23 protein-coding genes are annotated in these 21,907 nt (G+C 72.4%); 15 read left to right on the forward strand and 8 right to left on the reverse strand.

The features are described 5' to 3' along the window. From ACETWP_RS07645 to ACETWP_RS07655, 3 genes are all read left to right on the forward strand, one after another. A partial coding sequence (locus tag ACETWP_RS07645; protein WP_373971633.1) for a hypothetical protein occupies positions 1 to 226 on the forward strand: 226 nt, incomplete at its 5' end. Positions 227 to 236: 10 nt separating this feature from the next. Further along, a complete protein-coding gene (gene pyrE, locus ACETWP_RS07650) occupies positions 237 to 803 on the forward strand; it encodes an orotate phosphoribosyltransferase (RefSeq protein WP_373971634.1) in 567 nt (188 codons plus the stop codon). After that, complete coding sequence (locus ACETWP_RS07655; RefSeq protein ID WP_373971635.1) at positions 793 to 2,112, forward strand: MFS transporter; 1,320 nt, start codon at positions 793 to 795, stop codon at positions 2,110 to 2,112. Before pyrE ends, ACETWP_RS07655 begins: the two co-directional genes overlap by 11 nt. Here ACETWP_RS07655 and ACETWP_RS07660 read toward each other — a convergent pair. The 3 genes from ACETWP_RS07660 to ACETWP_RS07670 are packed head-to-tail and all read right to left on the reverse strand — an operon-like array spanning position 2,095 to position 4,725. Beyond that, positions 2,095 to 2,886: an HAD-IIA family hydrolase gene (locus ACETWP_RS07660; protein ID WP_373971636.1), complete on the reverse strand. Its 792-nt coding sequence runs from the start codon at positions 2,884 to 2,886 to the stop codon at positions 2,095 to 2,097. The genes ACETWP_RS07655 and ACETWP_RS07660 overlap by 18 nt on opposite strands. Positions 2,887 to 2,926: 40 nt before the next feature. Further along, on the reverse strand, positions 2,927 to 3,694 hold the full coding sequence (locus ACETWP_RS07665; protein ID WP_373971637.1) for a tyrosine-protein phosphatase: 768 nt from the start codon (positions 3,692 to 3,694) through the stop codon (positions 2,927 to 2,929). Then, on the reverse strand, positions 3,685 to 4,725 hold the full coding sequence (locus tag ACETWP_RS07670) for a magnesium and cobalt transport protein CorA (RefSeq protein ID WP_373971638.1): 1,041 nt from the start codon (positions 4,723 to 4,725) through the stop codon (positions 3,685 to 3,687). Before ACETWP_RS07670 ends, ACETWP_RS07665 begins: the two co-directional genes overlap by 10 nt. Positions 4,726 to 4,782: 57 nt before the next feature. On the opposite strand from ACETWP_RS07670, the gene ACETWP_RS07675 reads away from it, so the two are divergent. Continuing rightward, the gene (locus ACETWP_RS07675; protein ID WP_373971639.1) at positions 4,783 to 5,469 is read left to right on the forward strand and encodes a TrmH family RNA methyltransferase; all 687 of its coding nucleotides are present in this window, start codon (positions 4,783 to 4,785) and stop codon (positions 5,467 to 5,469) included. Between the two features lie 7 nt (positions 5,470 to 5,476). Here the strand turns inward: ACETWP_RS07675 and ACETWP_RS07680 are convergent, their stop codons facing one another. Continuing rightward, complete coding sequence (locus ACETWP_RS07680; RefSeq protein WP_373971640.1) at positions 5,477 to 6,670, reverse strand: TerC family protein; 1,194 nt, start codon at positions 6,668 to 6,670, stop codon at positions 5,477 to 5,479. A gap of 281 nt (positions 6,671 to 6,951) precedes the next feature. Here ACETWP_RS07680 and fbaA point away from each other — a divergent pair, with 281 nt between their 5' ends. Together fbaA and ACETWP_RS07690 are read left to right on the forward strand one after the other, a co-directional pair. Beyond that, on the forward strand, positions 6,952 to 7,974 hold the full coding sequence (gene fbaA / locus ACETWP_RS07685; RefSeq protein ID WP_373971641.1) for a class II fructose-bisphosphate aldolase: 1,023 nt from the start codon (positions 6,952 to 6,954) through the stop codon (positions 7,972 to 7,974). Between the two features lie 5 nt (positions 7,975 to 7,979). Continuing rightward, entirely contained in the window at positions 7,980 to 8,408 is a 429-nt protein-coding gene (locus tag ACETWP_RS07690; protein ID WP_373971642.1) for a DUF3151 domain-containing protein, read from the forward strand. Here ACETWP_RS07690 and ACETWP_RS07695 read toward each other — a convergent pair. Then, positions 8,405 to 9,061, reverse strand: a complete 657-nt coding sequence (locus ACETWP_RS07695; protein ID WP_373971643.1) for a hypothetical protein — start codon at positions 9,059 to 9,061, stop codon at positions 8,405 to 8,407. The two genes, ACETWP_RS07690 and ACETWP_RS07695, sit on opposite strands and share 4 nt — an antisense overlap. 110 nt (positions 9,062 to 9,171) lie before the next feature. On the opposite strand from ACETWP_RS07695, the gene ACETWP_RS07700 reads away from it, so the two are divergent. Continuing rightward, positions 9,172 to 9,795: a thymidine kinase gene (locus ACETWP_RS07700; RefSeq protein ID WP_373971644.1), complete on the forward strand. Its 624-nt coding sequence runs from the start codon at positions 9,172 to 9,174 to the stop codon at positions 9,793 to 9,795. Between the two features lie 32 nt (positions 9,796 to 9,827). Further along, positions 9,828 to 10,256 (forward strand): SRPBCC family protein, encoded by a 429-nt coding sequence (locus ACETWP_RS07705; protein WP_373971645.1) that lies wholly within the window; start codon positions 9,828 to 9,830, stop codon positions 10,254 to 10,256. Here ACETWP_RS07705 and ACETWP_RS07710 read toward each other — a convergent pair. After that, complete coding sequence (locus tag ACETWP_RS07710) at positions 10,228 to 10,821, reverse strand: TetR family transcriptional regulator (protein WP_373971646.1); 594 nt, start codon at positions 10,819 to 10,821, stop codon at positions 10,228 to 10,230. The two genes, ACETWP_RS07705 and ACETWP_RS07710, sit on opposite strands and share 29 nt — an antisense overlap. A 172-nt stretch (positions 10,822 to 10,993) precedes the next feature. Between ACETWP_RS07710 and ACETWP_RS07715 the strand changes: the two genes are divergently transcribed. Continuing rightward, entirely contained in the window at positions 10,994 to 12,283 is a 1,290-nt protein-coding gene (locus ACETWP_RS07715; RefSeq protein ID WP_373971647.1) for an adenylosuccinate synthase, read from the forward strand. Between the two features lie 26 nt (positions 12,284 to 12,309). Beyond that, positions 12,310 to 14,817, forward strand: a complete 2,508-nt coding sequence (locus ACETWP_RS07720) for an excinuclease ABC subunit UvrA (RefSeq protein ID WP_373971648.1) — start codon at positions 12,310 to 12,312, stop codon at positions 14,815 to 14,817. Here ACETWP_RS07720 and ACETWP_RS07725 read toward each other — a convergent pair. Beyond that, positions 14,814 to 16,445 (reverse strand): FAD-dependent monooxygenase, encoded by a 1,632-nt coding sequence (locus ACETWP_RS07725; protein WP_373971649.1) that lies wholly within the window; start codon positions 16,443 to 16,445, stop codon positions 14,814 to 14,816. The genes ACETWP_RS07720 and ACETWP_RS07725 overlap by 4 nt on opposite strands. A gap of 72 nt (positions 16,446 to 16,517) precedes the next feature. Between ACETWP_RS07725 and ACETWP_RS07730 the strand changes: the two genes are divergently transcribed. Genes ACETWP_RS07730 through ACETWP_RS07745 form a run of 4 tightly spaced genes read left to right on the forward strand, consistent with a single transcriptional unit; the run spans position 16,518 to position 19,753 of the window. Beyond that, entirely contained in the window at positions 16,518 to 17,303 is a 786-nt protein-coding gene (locus ACETWP_RS07730) for a carbon-nitrogen hydrolase family protein (RefSeq protein ID WP_373971650.1), read from the forward strand. A gap of 49 nt (positions 17,304 to 17,352) precedes the next feature. Continuing rightward, positions 17,353 to 17,931, forward strand: coding sequence for a sugar O-acetyltransferase (locus ACETWP_RS07735; protein WP_373971651.1), 579 nt, complete (start codon positions 17,353 to 17,355; stop codon positions 17,929 to 17,931). Beyond that, entirely contained in the window at positions 17,928 to 18,491 is a 564-nt protein-coding gene (locus ACETWP_RS07740) for a TetR/AcrR family transcriptional regulator (protein WP_373971652.1), read from the forward strand. The genes ACETWP_RS07735 and ACETWP_RS07740 overlap by 4 nt, the downstream gene beginning before the upstream one ends. Continuing rightward, positions 18,488 to 19,753, forward strand: a complete 1,266-nt coding sequence (locus tag ACETWP_RS07745; RefSeq protein ID WP_373971653.1) for an MFS transporter — start codon at positions 18,488 to 18,490, stop codon at positions 19,751 to 19,753. Before ACETWP_RS07740 ends, ACETWP_RS07745 begins: the two co-directional genes overlap by 4 nt. On the opposite strand, the gene ACETWP_RS07750 is transcribed toward ACETWP_RS07745, so the two are convergent. Further along, complete coding sequence (locus ACETWP_RS07750; protein ID WP_373971654.1) at positions 19,750 to 21,144, reverse strand: MFS transporter; 1,395 nt, start codon at positions 21,142 to 21,144, stop codon at positions 19,750 to 19,752. The genes ACETWP_RS07745 and ACETWP_RS07750 overlap by 4 nt on opposite strands. A 125-nt stretch (positions 21,145 to 21,269) precedes the next feature. Between ACETWP_RS07750 and ACETWP_RS07755 the strand changes: the two genes are divergently transcribed. Beyond that, positions 21,270 to 21,899, forward strand: coding sequence for a helix-turn-helix domain-containing protein (locus tag ACETWP_RS07755; RefSeq protein ID WP_373971655.1), 630 nt, complete (start codon positions 21,270 to 21,272; stop codon positions 21,897 to 21,899). Positions 21,900 to 21,907: the final 8 nt, after the last annotated feature.

Consider the following 21,907-nt stretch of genomic DNA (forward strand, 5'->3'; position numbering starts at 1 on the left):
CGGCTGGGCCGCGCGGACCGCGCCGGGCCCCCGGCACACCATCGAGTACACGACCCCGACCGGACACGCCTACACCGGCACCGCACCCCCGCTCCCGGGCACCCCGGAGGCCGGGACGCCCACCGGGGAACTCCTCGTCCACGGCTCCTTCGCGCACACCATGCTCCTCCAACACCTCAAGACGGGGCGCGGCGCCGACGACCCCGGTCCCGCGGGCTCCAACTAGAATCGGCACCATGACCTCCAACAGCGATGCCCGCGCCCGCCTGCTCGACCTGATCATGGAACTCGCCGTCGTCCGCGGCAAGGTGACCTTGTCCTCCGGCAAGGAGGCTGACTACTACGTCGACCTGCGCCGGATCACCCTCCACCACGAGGCCTCGCGGTTGGTCGGGCAGGTCATGTTGGAGCTGCTGGATGGGGCGGGCATCGAGTTCGCCACCGCGGGCGGTCTCACCATGGGCGCGGACCCGGTGGGGACCGCCCTGATGCACGCCGCCGGCGACGCGGGACGCGAAATCGACGCCTTTGTGGTCCGTAAGGCCCAGAAGTCCTACGGCATGGGCAGGCAAGTGGAGGGGCCGGGCGTCGAGGGACGCGATGTCGTCGTCCTCGAGGACACGTCGACGACCGGTGGCAGCGCCCTGACCGCCGTCGAGGCCGTGCGCCGGGCTGGCGGCAACGTCAAGGCCGTCGCCGTCATCGTGGACCGCGACACGGGGGCCAAGGAACGCATCGAGAACGAAACCGGCGTGCCCTACCTCTTCGCGTTCGGTAAGGACGAGTTGGGCCTTGACGACTGACGACGGCCCACCGGAGGACGCACCGGCTCCGGTTCCCGTCGCGAAGAAGCCGCCGCCCCAAGGGCCCCTGCCCGTACCGTTCCGCTGGCTCTGGGCCGGCGCGAGCGCCAGCAACCTCGGCGACGGCATGCTGCTGGCGGCGGGTCCGCTCATGGTCGCCTCGCTGTCCCGTGAGCCTCTCGCCGTGGCGCTCGCTCCGTTCGCGCAGCAGCTTCCGTGGGTGATCTTCGGGCTGCTGGCCGGTGCCGTCGTGGACCGGGTCGACCGCCGTCGGCTGATGGTGATCGTCAACCTGCTGCGGTGCGTCGTCATGGCCGGAGTCGCTGTCGTCATCGTCACGGGCACCGTCACCCTGCCGATCCTGTACGTCGGGATGTTCCTCCTCGGCACGGCGGAGACGTTCGCCGACAACGCCGCGTCCTCGCTCATCCCGAACCTCGTGCCGAAGCGGCAACTCGGCAAGGCCAACTCGCGCCTCTTCGGCACGATCACGGTCACCAACCAGCTCGCCGGGCCGCCGCTCGGCGCGCTGCTGTTCGGCGTCGGAATCGCCCTGCCGTATGCCGGCTACGCGGCGCTGCTCGCCGTCGCGGCCATCCTGTACGCGCGGATCCGCGTGCCGCTGCCGGCGGCCGCGTTCCCGCCGGAGGGCCCGGCGCCACGGCCGGCATCCCTGCTGCGGGAGGTCCGGGAGGGGATCGGCTGGCTGAGGCGCCACTTCGCCATCCGGACCCTCGCACTGCTCATCACGAGCTTCAACATCACGTTCGGCGCCACGCTCGCCATGCTGGTTCTCTACGCCACCGAGCAGCTCGGACTGGAGGAGATCGGGTACGGCCTGCTGCTCAGCGCCAGCGCGGTCGGAGGGATCGTCGGGGCGCTGATCTTCCCGTGGCTCGAACGCCACGTCAGCTATGCGACGCTGATGCGCGTGGGCCTGGTCCTCGAGACCCTCACCCACCTCGCCCTCGTGCTGACCCACACCGCATGGGTGGCGGTGCTTGTGCTCTTCGTCTTCGGCATCCACGCGCTCACGTGGGGATCAGTGTCCTCCACCGTGCGTCAGCGCGCGGTGCCCGATCCGCTCCGCGGCAGGGTGAACAGCGTCTACCTCATCGGAGGCGTCGGCGGCATGGCCCTGGGATCCCTGCTGGGCGGCGTCATGGGCCAGCTGTGGGGCTTCCAGGCGCCGTTCTGGTTCGGGTTCGCCGGCTCGCTGCTCATTCTGCTGCTGGTCTGGAAGCCCATCCGGCACGTCGCCCGCGCCGGGGACCACGATGACCCGCCCGCGTCAGAGCTCCGCGAGTAGCTCGACCACCGAGGGATAGATGGCGTCGGGCCGGAACGGGAAGCGCGCGATGTCCTCGGGCTGCGTGATGCCGGTGTGCACGAGGACCGTATACAGCCCCGCCTCCATCCCGGCGATGATGTCCGTGTCCATGCGGTCCCCGATCATGGCCGTCGTCTCCGAGTGGGCCTCGATGCGGTTCAGGGCCGAGCGGAACATCATCGGGTTCGGCTTGCCGACGACGTAGGGCGTGCGGTTGGTGGCGGTCGTGATGAGGGCCGCCACGGCGCCCGTCGCGGGAAGCGCCCCCTCCGCGGAGGGACCGGTCGCGTCGGGGTTCGTGGAGATGAACCGCGCGCCGGCGTCGATCAGCCGGATCGCGCGCGTGATCGCCTCGAAGGAGTAGGTCCGGGTCTCGCCCAGCACCACGTAGTCGGGGTTCTGATCGGTGAGGATGAAGCCGGCGTCGTGCAGCGCGGTCGTGAGCCCGGCCTCGCCGATGACGTAGGCCCGCCCGCCGGGCAATTGGCGCTTAAGGAACTCCGCCGTGGCCATCGCCGACGTCCAGATGTTCTCCTCCGGGATCTCGAGGCCGGAGGCCGAGAGCCGCGCCTGCAGGTCCCGGGGCGTGTAGATGGAGTTGTTGGTCAAGACCAGGAACCGCTTGGACGTGTCCACCCACGTGCGGATGAGGTCGGCGGCGCCCGGGAGCGGCTTGTTCTCGTGCACCAGCACGCCGTCCATGTCGGTCAGCCAGCATTCGATGTCGGCCGGGGTGCGCTGATCTTGCGGCATGCGGTTCCTTAGGTCGATCGGTCCGTGCCGTCCCAGTCTGTCACTGCCGGGCCCCCGCGCGCAGCCTCTCGGCGAGGCGCTCGACGGACGCGCCCGCCATGCCCGCCGCCCGCAGGTAGGCCTCCGCGGACCCGTGGCGCTGCAGGAACCGCTCGAGGAAGGCCTCCATCGCCGCGGCCGGGGCGGTCAGGATGACGGGCGGGTTCGGGGCGGCGAACGCGCGCCGGGCCTCCTCGGGGTGCGAACGCAGGTAGACGTCACGCAGCGCGAGCAGCACCGAGGGGAGCTCGACGGTGGTGTGCGCGTAGTCCCGAACGATCTCTTCCCGCGGCGTGCCCGCGGCCAGGTGCACGACGGCGGAGAGCACGCCGGTGCGGTCCTTGCCCGCGGCACAGTGCAGCAACGTCGTGCGGCCGTCCGCAATCGGCGTCACGGCCCGGACCACGGCGTCCGGCCGCTCGCGGGTCCACCACAGGTAGAGGTCCGCGAGGTCCGACGGCGTCTCCAGCGGGCGGGTGCCGGAGGGCCGCCCCTCGGTGGGGTCCAGGGGTGCGGACACCAGTTCCGGCAGGCCGGCGCGCCCGCCGTGGTCCAGGAGCCACGGCACCAGCGCGCTCTCCGTCGGGGACCGCAGGTCCACGACGGCGTCGATGCCGTGCTCGGCCAGGAAGCGCAGGACCCGCGTTGCGTCCCAGCCGAACGGGGCGCTTGAGCGGTAGGCCACGCCCTCGATGACGGGGCGCATGTTCAGCACGCCCGGGGCGGGCCCCGTCACCTCCCCGGCGTCCCCGGCGGCCCTCACAGCCATCCGTTCCGCTTGAAGACCATGTAGAGGCCCAGACTCAGTGCCACCATCAGGCCGAGGGCCGCAGGGTAGCCGTAGGCGACGGCCAGCTCGGGCATGTTGTGGAAGTTCATGCCGTAGATGCTGCCGATGAGGCTCGGCGCGAACAGGATCGCCGCCCACGAGGAAATCTTCTTCATCTGCTCGTTCTGTTCGACGCTCGCCTCGGCCGCCCGTTGCGAGATCAGCGTCGAGGACAACGTGAGGGCGTTGGTGAGCACCTGCCGCATCGCCGTGATCCGGTCCGTGATCCGGATGATGTGGTCCTGGACGTCGGCCAGCAGGCGGTCCAGCTCCTGGGCGTCCGGGTCCGCCCCGGCGCGGACGACGGCGGAGCCCTGCGGATCGGCGTCGTCGTCCGCCAGGCCGCGGCGCAGGACCGTGACGACGCGCTCTAGGGGGGCTGCGGCGCGCTGGAACTCGACGAGCTCGCGCGAAAGCTCGTAGATGCGCCGCGAAACCGACGTGTTGCCGACGAACAGCTCGGTCTCGATCTCCTCGATGTCGTTGTCCAATCCCTCGGCGACGGGCACGTACTCGTCGACGACCTGGTCCAGGATGGCGTAGAGCACGGCGTTGGGGCCCATGGCGAGCAGGCGCGGGTCCTCCTCCAGCCGTTGCCGCACGGGGGAGAGGTTGGGGACCTCGACTTGCCGCACGGTGACCACGAAGTCGGGTCCGGTGTAGACGTGGATCTCGCCGAACTCGACCTTCTCCACGTCGTCCAGGTAGCGCGCGGGGCGCAGCACCACGAACGTGTGCTCCCCGTAGTGGTCCATCTTGGCGCGCTGGTGGCCGGAGAGCGTGTCCTCGATCGCGAGCTCGTGCAGGCCGAGCTCGTCGGCGACGGCGCTCAGCTCGGCGTGGTCGGGTCGGTAGAGGCCCAGCCAGCACATGCCCCCGACCGCCTTCATCTGCTCCAGGGTCTCGGAGAACTCCGCCGGCGCCTCGGTCCTCTTCCCGTCGACGTAGATGGCGTTGTCAACGATGGGCACGTGGGTCCTCCTGGGCGAAGCGGTTAGGGAAAGTCTCCCACCAACTACGCTGATACGGTGACGAATCTTCCCGAATCCGCCGCGGCGACCGCCGATTCCGCCGATCCCGCCGATGCCGGGCAGGACGAGCGGCCGCCCGTCGGCGTCGGGCCCTGGGACGGGCCGTGGCCCGAGGGCGGGCACTGGGACCCGGACCTGCTCCGCGGGGGCGACCGGCGCAACGTCGCCGACCGCTACCGGTACTGGCTGCACGACGCGATCGTGGCGGACCTGGACACGCGCCGCCACGACTTCCACATCGCCATCGAGAACTGGCAGCACGACCTCAACATCGGGACCGTGGTCCGGACCGCCAACGCGTTCCTGGCCAAGGAGGTCCACATCATCGGACGACGCCGGTGGAACCGGCGCGGGGCGATGGTCACCGACCGCTACCAGCACGTGCGGCACCACCCGACCGTCGAGGACTTCGTCGGCTGGGCAAGGTCCGAGGGCCTGGCGGTCATCGGGATCGACATCTTCCCCGACTCGGTCCCCCTCGAGACCTACGACTTGCCGCGGAATTGCGTCCTGGTGTTCGGCCAGGAGGGGCCGGGGCTGACCGAGGAGGTCCACGCCGCGGCCGAGGCCACGCTGAGCATCGAGCAGTACGGCTCGACCCGCTCCATCAACGCGGCCTCGGCCGCCGCGATAGCGATGCACGCCTGGGTCAGGCGGCACGCGTTCGGCCAGGCGGTCCGCTAGCGCAGGATCAGGCCTGGCCGGCCGTGATCTCCTCGTGGCGGGCGTGGGCCAGGGCGACCTTTTCGCGGATGGCGTCGATGTCCTTGGCCTTCTCGCGGTACTTCTGCTCCATGGTGAGGATGTTCCGCTCCTCCTCGACCAGCCGGGTGTAGATGCGCTCGCGCTCGCCGAGGTCCGCCGTGTACCCGAGGTCGAGGTAGGCCTCGGCGTGCCGGCGCGCGTTGTTGATGGCGGTCTGGGCCTTGCCGGCCTTGCTGACCAGCGAGGCGATGACCGTGACGATGAGGACGCCGATGATCACGGCCAGCGACAGGCCCGTCGTGATCTCGATGACTTCCACCGGCTCGCCGTTGTTGATGAACGGCAGGTTGTTCTCGTGCAGCGCGTGGAGGATGAGCTTGATGCCGATGAATCCGAGGATCGTGGCCAGGCCGTAGGAGAGGTAGATGAGCCGGTCCAGCAAGCCATCGAGCAGGAAGTAGAGCTGGCGCAGCCCCATGAGCGAGAACGCGGTGGCCGTGAAGACGATGTACACGTTCTGCGTCAGGCCGTAGATCGCGGGGATCGAGTCCAGCGCGAAGAGGATGTCCGTTCCGCCGATGGCCACCATGACCAGCAGCATGGGGGTGAGGACCCGCTTGCCGTTCTCCACGGTGAACAGCTTGTCGCCGTCGTAGTGGTCGGTGGTGGGCAGGAAGCGCTTGGCCAGCCGGATGATGAAGTTGTTGGCCTCGTCGTCGCCGTGCTTCTCGGGCCTGAGCAGGTTGCCCGCGGTGAGGAGCAGGATCAGGCCGAAGAGGTAGAAGACCCACGCGTAGGTGTTGATCAGCGCGGCGCCGATGAAGATGAACACGGTGCGCGCGATCAGGGCGAAGACGATGCCGAACAGCAGGACCTTCTGCTGGTCCTCGCGGGGCACCCGGAAGCTGGCCATGATGACCAGGAAGACGAACAGGTTGTCGACGGACAAGGCCTTCTCGGTGATGTAGCCGGCGAAGTATTCGCCGCCCATCTGTCCTCCGCCGAAGATCAGGACCAGGATGCCGAACGCGACCGCGATGCCCACGTAGAGCGCCGACCAGAAGGTGGCCTCCTTGAGCGTGGGCACGTGGGCCTTGCGGATGTGGAAGAAGTAGTCGAAGGCCAGGAGGCCGAGGATGGCGACGATCGTCGTCAGCCAGATCCAGAGGGGGACGGTCACGAGGTGTCCTTTCGCGGGGTACGTGAATTCACCGCGAGTCTCTCCGCCGGCCGCCTCTCGGCCGGCCGTCCGCCTTGGCCGGCGGGGCAACGGTGCCCTACGTGTTGACGGCCTCGGCGCGGGGGGATACTCCCTCACGTTGTCTCCACTATATCCGCAGCACGCCCCGCCCCGCCCCGCGCGGTCACCGCGGGCGTCACGTCGGCGTGGCCTGGGCCACGTGTCGCTAGGATGGGATCAGCCCACGAGGTCTACTCCCAGTCGACTACCCAGGAGTCAGCATGCCGATCGCTTCCCCGGACAAGTACAACGCCATGATCGATGCCGCCAAGGCCGGCGGCTACGCCTTCCCCGCCGTGAACGTCACGTCCTCGCAGACGCTGAACGCCGCGATCCGCGGCTTCGCGGAGGCCGAGTCCGACGGCATCATCCAGGTCTCCACCGGCGGCGCGGCCTACTGGTCCGGCGCCTCCGTGAAGGACATGGTCGTCGGCTCGCTCGCGTTTGCCGCGTTCGCCCGGCAGGTGGCCGCGTCCTACGGCGTCAACATCGCGCTGCACACCGACCACTGCCCCAAGGACAAGCTGGACGGCTTCGTGCTGCCGCTGCTCGCAGCCTCCGAGGCGGAGGTCAAGGCCGGCCGCGACCCGTTCTTCAACTCGCACATGTGGGACGGCTCCGCCGAGACGCTTGAGGAGAACCTCCGCATCGCGCGCGAGCTGCTGCCCCGCACGGCCGCCGCCCGGCAGATCCTCGAGGTGGAGATCGGCACCGTCGGCGGCGAGGAGGACGGCGTCGAGAACGCCATCAACGACAAGCTGTACACCACGGTCGAGGACGCGCTGGCGACCATCGAGGCGCTCGGCGCCGGCGAGAACGGCCGCTACATCACCGCGCTGACGTTCGGCAACGTGCACGGCGTGTACAAGCCCGGCGGCGTGAAGCTGCGCCCGGAGATCCTCCAGGACATCCAGCAGCAGGTCGGCGCGAAGCTCGGCCGGGACAAGCCGTTCGACCTGGTCTTCCACGGCGGGTCCGGATCCTCCGAGCAGGAGATCGCCGACGCCGTCTCCTACGGCGTGATCAAGATGAACATCGACACGGACACCCAGTACGCGTTCACCCGGCCCATCGCCGGCCACATGTTCGCCAACTACGACGGCGTCCTGAAGGTCGACGGCGAGGTCGGCAACAAGAAGCTGTACGACCCCCGCGTGTGGGGTGCCGCCGCCGAGGCGTCCATGGCGGCGCGCGTCGTCGAGGCCGCCCGCCAGCTCGGCTCCGCCGGCAAGTCGCTGAAGTAGGGGCCGTGAGCGACGAACTGGGCCGCAACCTGCTCGGGATCCCCGAAACGCTGCTGCCGGCGGACACCGAGGTCGACGCGCTGCTGGCGGCCGGCGACGAACCGGTCGACGTCGCGGCGAAGCACCCGGCGTCGTCCCTCGCCTGGGCGCTGCTCGCCGATGAGGCCGACGCGGAGGGCCGAGCTGTCGAGTCCTACGCGTATGCCCGCGTCGGCTACCACCGCGGGCTCGACGCGCTGCGCCGCGCCGGGTGGCGCGGACAGGGTCCCGTCCCGTGGCGGCACGCGCCGAACCGCGGCTTCCTGCGCGCGCTTTACGCGCTGCGTCGGGCGGCCGCGGCGATCGGCGAGGCCGAGGAGGTCGAGCGGATCGGGAAGTTCCTCGACGACTCCGACCCGTCCGCGCGCGAAGCGATCGAGCGCGGCGAGTCCTAGCCTCCCGCGCGGTCCGGCGCGGGCAGGATCGTGGTGGTGACCGCGACCGCCTGCGGCCGGCGCGGGACGGAGCTGAAGCCGAAGCGCACCGGGGGTTCCACGGGCGCGAGCGGCCCGAGGCTCCGTCCCGCCCACGACGCCTCGACCCGCTCGACCGTCCGGATCGAACGCACGCCGTAGAACTCGCGGCGGCCGCCCCCGGCGGAACCCGCGGTTGCGACGCCGCGCACCAGCAGCCCCGCCACGGGGTTGATGGCGGCGAGCCAGCGGGGGTGGACGGCGAGCCGCGCCGGCACCAGCTCCAGCAGGCGCCCCAGCGGCGTGACGGCGCCGAGCTCGGCCGTCAGGTCCAGCGGCCCGCCGGCCAGCCGCAGCCGCAGGCCGCCGGAGGCGCCTGAGACGCCTGAGACGCCGGAGCCTCCTGAATCGAGCGCCGCCTCGATGGGGGCGGTCACCACGCGGTCGAAGCGGTAGGTCGCGGAGACGTAGTCGGCGACCGTCCGGTTCGGGGCCAGCAACGTGCGCCCGCCGTCGCGGTGCTCGACCATGACATCCGTGAAGGGCCCGAACGGCGAGTCCAGCCAGTGGCCGACCACGCACCGGGTGCCCGAGGCCGTCCCGAAGCCGGTGATGTATCCCGTGAAGCGGTCCATGCCCGCCACGCTACACGCCGGCCCCGGCACCGCCGGCCCGGCGGGCGCCCCCCGCCCGCGGAACGGAGTCGCCGGGCATAGAATCGATAGTCGCTCCCGAAAGGATCCCCTTGGCCAAGCTCTACTTCCGCTACGGCGCGATGAACTCCGGCAAGTCGACCGGCCTGCTGCAGGCGGCGTTCAACTACGAGGAACGCGGGCAGCGCGTGCTGCTCGCCAAGCCCGACGTCGACACCAAGGGGGACTCCGACGTCGTGTCCCGGCTGGGCATGACGCGGGCCGTGGACTTCCTCATCCCCCGCGGTGCCGCGGTGCGCGAGCTGTTCGCCGCGCACGCCTCGGGCGACGACCCGGACGCCCTGCTCGAGCACGTGGACAGCCCGCCGGTCGCCTGCCTGCTGGTCGACGAGGCGCAGTTCCTCGAGCCCGCGCAGGTGGAGGACCTGTTCCGCATCGCGGTGCTCGACGACGTGCCCGTCCTGGCCTACGGCATCCGGACGGACTTCAGGACGCACGCGTTCCCGGGCTCCCTGCGGCTGCTGGAGATCGCCCACACGGTCGAGGAGCTCAAGACCATCTGCCGCTGCGGGCGCAAGGCGATCTTCAACACCCGCCGTGTGGGGGACGGGATCGTGTTCGATGGCGACCAGGTCGCCATCGACGGACAGGACGTCTGGTACGAGTCGCTGTGCGGGTCCTGCTACCTCGAGGCCTCCGGCGGCCGGCTGGGCTAGCCCCGGGCGCGCGGGCGCGGCATGATGCAGGCATGGGTGCGAACACGGCCTTCACCGCCACCGAACTCGTCTACGTCCCGCCGCGGCGCGTCTGGGACCTGCTCACGGATTGGGTCGCGGCCCCGGCATGGATGCCCGGGGTCCGGGAGATGCACGCGGAGGGGCCGACGGCGCTCGGCCTGACGATCGATTTCCACTCCAACGGCCACGACCGCTCAGCCACCGTGACCGAACTCGAGCCGGGCCGCAGCATCACCATCACCTCCAGCCAGGGCGACGTCCGGGCCGACTACCGCTACGTCCTGGAGCCCGACGGCGGGGACACGCGCCTGACGCTCACGGCCGAGGTCGCGGTGAGCGACGCGCTGGAGGGTCTGGCCGGCGAGATCCGGGAGACCATCGCGGCGGCGGACCGGGGGCAGCTCGCCAGCTTCAAGCGGTTCGCGGAGAAGGCTCCCTGACGCCGAGGACCCCGGCCAGGATCACGTCGACGCCCCACGCGAACGCCTCCTCGCCGAGGTCGGGCCCGCCGCGCTCGGTCCCCGCCTCCTCGAGGACCGCCCGGTCCTGCTGCGCGGCCACCGAGCCCAGGATGTGGTTCAGGAGCAGGTGCTGCGCCCACGCGGAGCGGGCCGGCGGGACCCCGGCCTCCTCGAGCAGGTCGCGCAGCCGGGTCAGCGGCCGGAGCGCCGCCGGCTGCATGGTCTGGGCGAGCTGGACCACCTCCGCGCTGTCCGGGACCGGCACCAGGGCGGCGCGCACCGCCCGGGCCAGGCGCTCGACGGCGGCGCGGGCCGCCCCCGGGTCCGCGGGTGCGCCGGGATGCATCACGCCGGCGTCGATGCCGCCGAGAAGACGGGCCGCGACGTCGACGAGGAGCTCCTGCTTGTTCTTGACGTGCCAGTAGAGGGCGCCCACCTGGACATCGAGTTCGCGGGCGAGGCGGCGCATGGACAGGTCGGCGAGCCCGAAGTCGGACAGGATGCCGACGGCGGTCCCCACCACCTGTTCGCGTGTCAGCGCCATGCCTGCCAGTCTAGGGGCAGGGTCCCCGGGCTCGGCCGCGGCGTGGACGGAAGTCGCGCCCGCCGGGACGCTCCGGTAAACTCGGCGGGTAAGAGCCCCTGCACTCTTACTCGCGCCCCACCCGGGGCACTCGAGAGTCCGGGGGCGTTCTTGTGCGAAGGGGGAGGATCCCATGCCAGCAATCGTGATCGTCGGAGCCCAATGGGGCGACGAGGGCAAAGGCAAGGCCACCGATCTCCTCGGCGGCCGCGTCGACTACGTCGTCAAGCCCAACGGCGGCAACAACGCCGGGCACACCGTGGTCGTCGGCGGCGAGAAGTACGAGCTGAAGCTCCTTCCGGCCGGCATCCTTTCGCCCCACGCCATCCCGATCATCGGCAACGGCTGCGTGGTGAACCTCGAGGCGCTGTTCGAGGAGATCGACGGGCTCGAGGCCCGCGGCGCCGACACGTCGAAGCTGCGCGTGTCCGCCAACGCCCACCTGGTGGCCCCCTACCACCAGACCATGGACAAGGTGAGCGAGCGTTTCCTCGGCAAGCGCGCCATCGGGACCACCGGCCGCGGCATCGGCCCGGCATACATGGACAAGATCGGCCGCCTCGGCATCCGCGTCCAGGACGTCTTCGACGAGTCCATCCTCCGCCAGAAGGTGGAGGGCGCCCTGCGGCAGAAGAACGAGCTGCTGGTCAAGATCTACAACCGGCGTTCCGTGGAGGTGGAGGAGATCGTCGAGTACTTCCTCGGCTTCGCCGAGCGCCTGCGCCCGCTGGTCATCGACGCGACGCTGGAGCTGAACAACGCCCTGGACGCGGGCAAGGTCGTGCTCATGGAGGGCGGGCAGGCGACCCTGCTCGACGTCGACCACGGCACCTACCCGTTCGTGACCTCGTCCAACCCGACGGCGGGCGGCGCGTCCGTGGGCTCGGGCATCGGCCCCACCCGCATCACGCGGTCGATCGGCATCATCAAGGCCTACACGACGCGCGTGGGGGCGGGGCCGTTCCCGACCGAGCTCTTCGACGAGATGGGCGAATACCTGCAGAAGACCGGCGGCGAGTTCGGCGTCAACACCGGCCGCCCGCGACGCTGCGGCTGGTACGACGCCGTCCTGGCCCGCTACTCCTCGCGGGTCAACGGCTTCACCGACTACTTCGTCACCAAGCTGGACGTGCTCACGGGCATCGAGAGCATCCCGGTGTGCGTCGCGTACGACGTGGACGGCGTGCGCCACGACGAGATGCCGATGACGCAGACGGACTTCCACCACGCGCGACCGGTCTTCGAGTACTTCGAGGGCTGGGACGAGGACATCACCGAGGCCCGCACGCTGGAGGACCTGCCCGAGAACGCCCGCCGCTACGTGCTGGCGCTCGAGGCGATGTCCGGCACGCGCTTCTCCGCGATCGGCGTTGGTCCGGACCGCGAGCAGACGATCGTCCGCAACGAGCTGATCGGCGACTGACTCCCGCAGGGGGCTAGAGTCGGGGGATGGCCAACACCTCCCCCACATCCGGTTTCGTCAGCGTGCGCGGCGCCCGCGAGAACAACCTGCGCGACGTGGACGTCGACGTGCCGCGCGACTCCGTCGTCGCGTTCACGGGGGTGTCCGGCTCCGGGAAGTCCTCGCTGGCGTTCGGCACGATCTACGCCGAGGCGCAGCGCCGCTACTTCGAGTCCGTGGCGCCGTACGCCCGGAGGCTCCTGCAGCAGGGCCACAACCCGCAGGTGGAGGAGATCACGGGGCTGCCCCCGGCCGTGGCGCTCCAGCAGCGCCGCGGCACCGCGAGCTCCCGCTCCACGGTGGGGACGATCACCACGCTCTCCAACTCGCTGCGCATGCTGCTCTCGCGGGCCGGCAGCTACCCCGACGGCGCGGCGCGCCTCGACTCGGACGCGTTCTCCCCGAACACGGCGGCCGGTGCCTGCCCGGTCTGCCACGGGCTGGGCACCGCGCACACGGTGAGCGAGGCGTCGCTGGTGCCCGACCCGTCGCTGACCATCCGGGAGGGGGCCGTCGCCGCGTGGCCGGGGGCCTGGCAGGCCAAGAACCTCCGCGACATCCTCACCGTCCTCGGCTACGACGTCGACGTGCCGTGGCGGTCCCTGAAGCGCAAGGACCGCGACTGGATCCTGTTCACCGAGGAGCAGCCCGTCGTCGAGGTGAACCCGCAGCGGGACCGCGTCGCCAAGCCCTACAAGGGCCGCTTCTGGAGTGCCCGGAGCTACGTGCTGCACACCCTTGCGGACTCGAAGAGCCAGACCATGCGGGACCGCGTGTTGCGCTACATGGAGTCGGGCCCGTGCCCGGAATGCGGCGGCAGCGGGCTGCGGCCCGAGGCGCTCGCCGTGACCTACGCGGGCGGCACCATCGCCGAGTTCAACGCGCTGCCCATGGCCGCGCTCGCCGACCGGCTGCGCGCCGCCGACCCGGCCACCGCCGCGGGTGCGGGCGCCGCGGACGTTGCCGAGGCCATCACGCGGGACCTGGTGCAGCGCATCGACGTCCTGCTCGGACTCGGGCTGGGGTACCTGGCGCTGGGCCGGACCACGCCGACGCTCTCGCCGGGGGAGACGCAGCGCCTGCGGATCGCCACCCAGCTGCGCTCCGGCCTGTTCGGCGTCGTCTACGTCCTGGACGAGCCGTCCGCCGGGCTGCACCCCGCGGACGCCGAGCCGCTGCTGGCCGTGCTGGAGCAGCTCAAGGACTCGGGCAACTCCGTGTTCGTGGTGGAGCACAACATGGACGTCGTCCGGCGCGCGGACTGGATCGTCGACGTCGGGCCGCACGCCGGAGAGGGCGGCGGCGAGGTGCTCTACAGCGGGCCGGTGGCCGGGTTGGCCGACGTCGGGGCGTCCGTCACCCGCGACTTCCTATTCGGCCCTTCGGAGGGCGGCGGGCCGGAGCGCGCGGGCGCCGCCGCCGAACGCGGACTGCGCGAGCCGACCGGCTGGATCCGGCTCGAGGGCATCGACCTCCACAACCTGCGCGCGCTGGACGCCGAGTTCCCGGTGGGCGTGCTGACCGCCGTGACCGGCGTGTCCGGGTCCGGGAAATCCTCGCTCGTCAGCCGGGTCCTGGCCGACACCGTGGGCCGGCACGTGCGGCCCGACGCGGCGCGCGAGGCCACGCCGGACGCCGAGGACGGCCAGGCGCCGGAGGCGGAGGCGGAGGTCTCCGTCGGGGGGACGGCGGGGCTGGAGTCCATCGACCGGCTCGTCCGGGTCGACCAGAAGCCGATCGGCCGCACCCCGCGGTCGAACCTGGCCACGTACACGGGGCTCTTCGACGCCGTGCGCAAGGCCTTCGCCGCGACCGACGGGGCGCGCGAGCGCGGGTTCGGGGCCGGCCGGTTCTCCTTCAACGTCGCGCAGGGGCGCTGTGAGACCTGCCAGGGCGAGGGGTTCGTCGCCGTCGAGCTGCTGTTCCTTCCCGGGAGCTACGGGCCGTGCCCCGCGTGCCACGGGGCCCGGTACAACGCGGAGACGCTCGAGGTGAACTACCGGGGGCGGAACGTCGCCGAGGTGCTGGGGATGACGGTCGACGCCGCCGCGGAGTTCCTCGCGGACGTGCCGGCCGCGGCGCGCAGCCTCGACACGCTGCGCGAGGTCGGCCTCGGGTACCTGCGGCTGGGCCAGCCCGCCACGGAGCTCTCCGGCGGCGAGGCCCAGCGCATCAAGCTGGCCACGGAGATGCAGCGGATCCAGCGCGGCCACACGCTGTACGTCCTCGACGAGCCGACGACGGGGCTGCACCCCGCCGACGTCGTGCGGCTGATGGCGCAGCTGAACCGGCTCGTCGACGCCGGCAACACGGTGGTGCTCGTGGAGCACGAGATGGACGTCGTCGCGGCGGCCGACTGGGTGATCGACATGGGTCCGGCCGGCGGGGACCAGGGCGGCCGCGTCATGGCCGCCGGGACCCCCGCCGAGGTGGCGGCCGCGCCGGACAGCGCCACCGCGCCGTACCTGGCGCGGCGGCTACCGCCCCGGGCCTAGCCCCGGCGTCGCCGTCGGTGCCGGCCCGCCGGTTCCGGGGGGTGCAGCTCGGCCACGAACATGTCCGGGCGGACGACGACGACGGTCCCGTCGGGCAGGTTCCGCGCCGGCGCGGCGTCGAACCGGCGCAGCGGGAGCCCGTGCCGCGCCGCCACCTCGGCACCCTTCGCGGCGGCGCGGGTCCCGTAGGCATGCACCTGCCAGGCCGCGTCGCCCAGCGCCGCGTGGTTGTCGGCGCCGCCGTGCTCCCCGGCCGAGACCCACGGCAGCCGGCGGCCCAGGACCTTGCCGCGCCGCGTCCACCGGGCGGGTCCGCGCGCGGCGTCCGCGCGGCGCCGCTCGCCCTCGGTCATCCAGTAGTGGATCCGGATCTGCGACAGGTAGCCGAACACCCGTCCGCCCGCGGGGGAGCGGGGGACCACGCGGAGGCCCACGGGCCAGAGGGCCGGGAGGACGACGGTGCGGACCAGGCGCGCCAGGCGGCCCGGGGACGTGATGACCGAGAACGCGCGGTCGGTCGTGCCGACGAGCCGCAGCGCCACGGGGCGCCGCTCGGCCTCGTAGCGGTCCAGATAGGCCTCCGGCATCCGCCCTGCCAGGACGTCGGCGAGCTTGCAGGCCAGGTTGTGCGCGTCCTGCAGCCCCGTGTTCATGCCCTGGGCGCCGACGGGGGAGTGGATGTGGGCCGCGTCCCCGGCCAGGAAGACGCCGCCGGCGCGGAACACGTCCGCCACCCGGTGGTGCACCCGGTAGGTGGCGAACCACTGCGCATCCGTGTACCGGAAGCCGAACTCCTCCGCGAGCGACGCGCGGGCCCGGGCCTCGTCCACTGTGGTGTCGCCGGTGCCGGCGGCCGGGAGGCCCGCGGGGCGTGCGGCGTTGGCGCCGCCGTCGTCCCGGACGATCCCGAGGAGCCGGTACCGGCGCCCGCCGCGGCCGTCCGGGCCCATCGGGAACGCGAGCATGAAGTCCTCGGCGGAGACGCGCAGGTTGATGCCGCTCCCGCCGCCCGTGACGCCGTTCGCGTCCAGGACGTAGAAGACGTGGGCGTTCGTCCGGCCGCGGAAGCCGATGCCGAGCGACTCGCGGACCGGCGAGGACGCGCCGTCGGCGGCGACGACGTAGCGCGCCAGGATCGCCACCGGGCCGTCGGGCCCCCGCACAGTCACGCGCACCCCCGGTCCTTCCACCGGCGCGTCTCCCGGCCCCGTCCGGGACAGCGACGCGAAGGCATGGTCCCACAGGACGGGACGGCCGCGCTCGGCGAGCCGGCCGGCGAGGATCTCCTCGTTCGCGCTCTGCTCGAGGATGTGGAGCCCCGGGAACGGCGTGAGCGCGTATCCCAGGCGGCCCAACGGCACGCTCCCCAGCGCGCGGCGGCCCACTCCCGGGCGCAGCTCGGTCGCGAGGACCACGCGCTCCCTCACGGCGTCCACGACCCCGAGTTGGCGGTAGATCTCCATGGTGCGCGCCTGCACGCCGAGCGCGCGGGACTCGCGCGTCGGGCCGGGCTTGGCGTCGATGGCCAGGGCGTCGACGCCGAGGCGCTCGAGCCAGTTGGCCGCCATGAGTCCGGTGGGTCCGGCGCCGACGACCAGGACGTCGGTGCGGAGCGTTGCGCTGCCCATGGGCTCAGGCTACGCCCGGCGGCGCAGTCTGGGTACGCTGGACGGGACGCCCACCCCCGGAAGGCAGCGACCATGAAGATCAGCGTTGGACAGTTCTCGCCGGCAGGCACCGTGCCCGAAAACCTGGAGGTGGTCCGCCGGCTCGCCGCGCGGGCGAAGGCGGAGGGCGCGGGCCTGCTGCTCCTCCCCGAGGAGACGATGTTCACCGTCCGCAAGGTCGAGGGCGACCTGGCCGCCGCCGTCGAACGGGAATGGACGTCCTTCGTCCAGCAGATCTCCTTCGTCGCCGCGGAGCACGGCATCGCGATCGTGGCCGGAGGCTACGAGGCCAGTGGCGAGGAGCGGCCCTACAACACGCTGGTCGTGGTGGACGAGACGGGCCGGATCGTGGGGACCTACCGCAAGGTGCACCTCTACGACGCGTTCTCCTACCGGGAGTCGCGGCGGATCAAGGCCGGCGACCCCGCCGCCATCACCACCTTCAGGATCGGCGACCTCAACGTCGGCGTCATGACCTGCTACGACATCCGGTTCCCGGAGCTGGCCCGGAAGCTCGCGGTCGACGGGGCCGACGTCCTGCTGGTGGCCGCCGCCTGGTTCAAGGGGGACCACAAGGTGGACCACTGGGAGACGCTGCTGAAGGCGCGTGCGGTGGAGAACACCGTGTGGGTGGCCGCGGCGGGCACCAGCTCCACCAACACGGTCGGGCACTCGGCGATCCTGGATCCCATGGGCCTGCCCGTGCGGCATCTGGGCGAGGAGCGCGAGGGGTTGGTCACGGTCGACGTCACCCGCCGGCGCATCGACGAGGTCCGGGAGTTCCTGCCCGTGCTGGAGAACCGCCGCCTCGGCGTCTGAGCCCACGCTCCGGTTGAGTGCCGGCAACTCTATGCGTACGCTTGTACGCATGGATGACACTCTTGCCGACGACGGCCGTTCCATGAAGGAGCGCATGCTCGCCGGGGACCTGTACCTCGCCGACGACCCGGAGCTGGCCGCCGACAGCGCCCGGGCGATCGCCCTGGCCGACGCCTACGGGCGCACGTGGCCCACCGACCGCGAGGCGGCGGCGGGGATCCTGCGGGACCTGCTCGGGGGGCTCGGGGCGGACTCGGAGATCAGGCCGCCCCTGCTGGTCGACTACGGGCGGCACCTCAGCGTGGGCGCGCGGACGTTCATCAACTACAACCTCACCGCCCTCGACGTCGCGGCGATCACCATCGGCGACGACACGCAGATCGGGCCGAACGTCCAGCTGCTGACGCCGACCCACCCGGTCGAGCCGGGGCCCCGCCGCGCCAAGCTCGAGGCCGCGCTGCCGATCGCCATCGGGGACAACGTGTGGATCGGTGGCGGCGCGATCGTCCTGCCGGGCGTCACGATCGGCGACAACGCCGTGATCGGCGCGGGCTCGGTGGTCACCCGTGACGTGCCCGCCAACGTGGTCGCCGTGGGCAACCCCGCGCGCGTCATCCGCACCCTGTGAGCGCCGAGGGCGGACCCCGTCCGCGCCGGCACGACCCGGCGCGACGCGAACGCATCGTCGAGGCGACCCTCGACGTGATCGCCCGGCACGGCGTCGCCGGAACCACCCACCGCAAGGTCGCGGCCGCGGCCGACGTGCCGCTGGGATCCATGACGTACCACTTCACGGGGATCGACGACCTGCTCACGGCGGCGTTCACGCGGCTGGCGGACACCACGGCGGACGGCTTCGAACACGCCCTCGCGGCGGCGGACGGACGCGCGGACGCGGTGGAGGCGGTGGTCGGCCTGATCACCGGGGAGGTCCTGTCCTCCCGCCGCAACGCCCTGCTGTCCTACGAGCTGTACGCCCTCGCGGCACGGAATCCGGCCCTGCGCCGGGTCACCGACGCGTGGATGGCCCGCAGCCGCCACGCCCTCGAACGGCACTTCGACCCCGACACCGCCGTCATGCTCGACGCGCTCATCGAGGGGCTTTCCATCCACCGTGCCTTGGCCCTCACCCCCCTCCCGGAGGCGGCCGTCCGGGAGGCGGTCCGGCGGATCGTGGGCACGCGATGAACGCGGGGGCACCGGCCGCCGCGCCCGCGGGGGCACGCCCCCCGCTGGCGGACCGCGGCGCGCGACGCGCGCGCCTCGCCGTCGCGGTCCTCTTCCTGGCCAACGGGGCGCTCTTCGCCAATCTTCTCCCGCGGTATCCGGCCCTCAAGGAGGACCTGCAGCTGAGCAACGCGGCGTTCGGTGCGGCCGTGGCCGCCTTTCCCCTGGGGGCGCTCGTGGCCGGGCTCGCCGCCGGCGTGCTCATCCGGCGCTTCCGGTCCTCCCGGGTGGCCGTGGCCGGCATCATCCTCACGGGTGCCGGCATCCTCCTGGCGGGGATCGCCCCCTCCTGGGGGACCCTGGCCGGCGCCTTGCTGCTGGCCGGGGCCATGGACGCGGTGACCGACGTCGCCCAGAACTCGCACGGCCTGCGCGTCCAGCGGCTCTACGGACGGTCGATCCTGAATTCGTTCCACGCGGTGTGGAGCATCGGGGCCGTGCTCGGCGGCCTGATGGGCGCCGCGGCCGCCGGACTCGGGATCCCCCGCGGTGCCCATCTGGCGGTCTCGCTCCTGGTCTTCGGAACCCTGACGCTGGCGTTCCTTGGGCGGCTTCTGCCCGGGCCGGAGCCGGGCGTCTCGGCGGGCGGTCCGGCGGACGTCCCCACGGGGGCGGACCTGTCCGCCGGAGCCGGATCCGCCGCCGCGCGGCGGCCGGTCGCGCGCTACGGGATCCTGGCGGCACTGGTGCTCATCGCGGCCTCGGGGTCGGTCGTGGAGGACGCCGGGGGTTCCTGGTCGGCCATCTACCTGCACGACGCCCTGGGCGCGCCCGCGTCCATCGCGGCGCTCGGCTTCGTCGCCCTCACGGGCGCGCAGTTCGTCGGCCGCCTCGCCGGGGACCGCCTCGTCGACAGGTTCGGGCAGCGCGCCGTCGCCCGGGCCGGCGGCGCGACCGTCGCCGCGGGCATGGGCGCGGCACTGCTGTTGCCCTCCGTCCCGGGGACGATCGTGGGGTTCGGCGCCGCGGGCCTCGGGGTCGCCACGCTGGTTCCCGCGGCCATGCACGCCGCCGACGAGCTGCCGGGCCTGCGCCCGGGGTCCGGTCTGACGATCGTCAGCTGGCTCATGCGGGTCGGTTTCCTCCTGTCGCCGCCCGTCGTCGGGGCGGTCGCCGACGCCACCAGCCTGGCGACGGGCCTGCTCGTGGTGCCGCTGGCGGGGATCGCGGTGCTGGCGCTCTCACCCGTGTTGCCCGCCCGGATCCGCCGCGCGGGTTCCTAGGGCCGCCCGGCGGGGGCGGAGCCGGCGGGGGCGGAACCGGCGGACATGGCCGCCGCGTGCTCGCCCCAGCGCGCCGGCCCCGGCAGCGAGCGCAGTCCGCGGTTGCCGAGCGCCATGAGCGCCGCCGCCGCGCAGATCCCCGCGGAGACCAGCAGCGCCCCGGACCACCCGAGGGCGGCGTAGCCGAAGCCGGCGATCAGCGGTGCGAACGGGATCGCCCCCATCGCCATGAGGTCCAGCGCGCTGCTCGCGCGGCCCATCAGGGAGGACGGCACGGCGGCCATGAAGTAGCCCAGGAGCCCCGCGTTGACCGCCGGGATGCCGAACGTCCCTGCGGCGAGCACGCCGAGGAGCACGGGGACGGACGCCGGCTCGGGCAGCGTCACGGCGAACGGGGTCGCGGCGATGGACAGGGAGGCGAGGACCAGGCCCGCCGCGGCGAGGCGGCCCGTCCGGAAGCGCCGGACCAGCGCCGGGGCCGCCACCGCGCCGGTGAGCATGCCGACGCCGATGGCCGCCGAAACCCAGCCGATGGTCGCCGGGGAGCGCCCGCCCTGCTGCAGCCCGAAGACGATCGTCGTGATGCCTGCGTTGAATCCCAGGTTAATGACGGTCGAGACGATCGCGACGCCGCGCAGGTCCCCGCGGCGCAGCAGCCACACGAAGCCCTGACGGGCCTCGTGGAGGTAGGCGCGGACGACGCCGGTCCCGGGCAGCGCCGCCGCGGGATCGCGTCCCGGTCCCGCGCCGGCGTCGTCGGTGCGCGGCCGCAGGTCGGCGCGGATGCAGAGCGCGGCCAGGGCCGACGTCAGGTGGGCGAGCGCCGACGCGGCGAACGGGAAGGCCTGCCCCAGGGCCATGAGCAGTCCGCCCGCAGGGCCGCCGGAGAGGGCTATGGCGGCGTCGCGCCCCTGGTTCGCGGCGAGGGCGGATCCGAGCCGCGCCTCGTCGACCACGTTCTTCAGGGCGGCGTTCCCCGCCGCGCCGAGCAGGCCCTGCCGCATGTTGATCAGCAGGTTCAGGGCGGTGAGCAGCCAGAAGCCCAGCAGCCCCGCAGCGTGGAAGCCGGCGACGGCGCCGGCGAGCAGCGCCCCGAGGATCCCGCCGACGACCATCAGGCGCCGCCGGTCGTGGCGGTCGGCCAGTACGCCGCCGGGAACGATCGCGAGGACGCGGCCGACCTGCCCGATGGCGGCGATGAGGCCGGCCTGCGCGGGGCTGTCGGTCAGGTACAGCGCCAGCAGCGGGACGGCGAAGGACTGCAGGGCCAGGCCGAAGGCGGAGGAGGTGTCGCTCGCAAGCCACCAGAGGTAGGCGGGCTGGCGCAGGAGCGGGCGTGCGGCCGCGGAAGGATCGGCGGCCGGAGCCGCGGGGGCGGGTCGTGGGGACATGGGCTCAGCGTAATTACGCAAAGAGAGTTGCGCAAGAGTAGTTGCGCAATGATTTTCGCGTGTTGGGTAGACTGGTCTCGCCGCCACACCGGCCGGCCCCGTCACCACACCGAGCGGAGGACCGCGTGGAACCGCAGGTCATGACGTCGCTGATGCTCAAGGCACTGGCGCATCCGATCCGGCGCCGGATCATGTCCGTGATGGGAGCGCAGGACTTCGCGCGCGCCGCGGACCTGGCCGAGCAGCTGGGTGTCCCCGCGAACACGCTGAGCTTCCACCTGCGCAGCCTCGCGGACGCGGGGTTGATCCTCGAGGCCCCGGAGCACGCGCGCGACCGGAGGGACCGGGTGTGGAAGCTGGCCCACGTCGCGTTCCAGGTCGGGTCCCCCGAGGAGCCGATCGCCCCGGAGAACGAGCTGCCGCTGACGGGATTCCTCAGCCAGATGGCCCTGGACCAGCAGCGCATGGTGGCCCGGATCCTGGAGTGGGCGCCCGCCTACGCCACCGGGCGCGACGCGGACGTCAAGGGCAACCTCAGCACGGGAACGCTACGCCTGACGCCCGGACAGGCGCGCGAGGTCTTCCGCGAGATGCAGGAGGTGCTGGAGCGGGCGCGCGAGCTCCACGGCGCGGGCGCGCCGGCCGGCCCCGGGCCGGGGGAGGGCCCGGGGCCGGAGGACGGCGCGGATGCGGCCCCGGACGCCCGGGTCTGGGCGTGGGACTTCACGGTCATGGCGGCGCGGGAGGACCTGTAGCCCCAGTG

This window comes from Arthrobacter halodurans, from assembly GCF_041877255.1.
Classification (GTDB): Bacteria; Actinomycetota; Actinomycetes; order Actinomycetales; family Micrococcaceae; genus Arthrobacter_N; species Arthrobacter_N halodurans.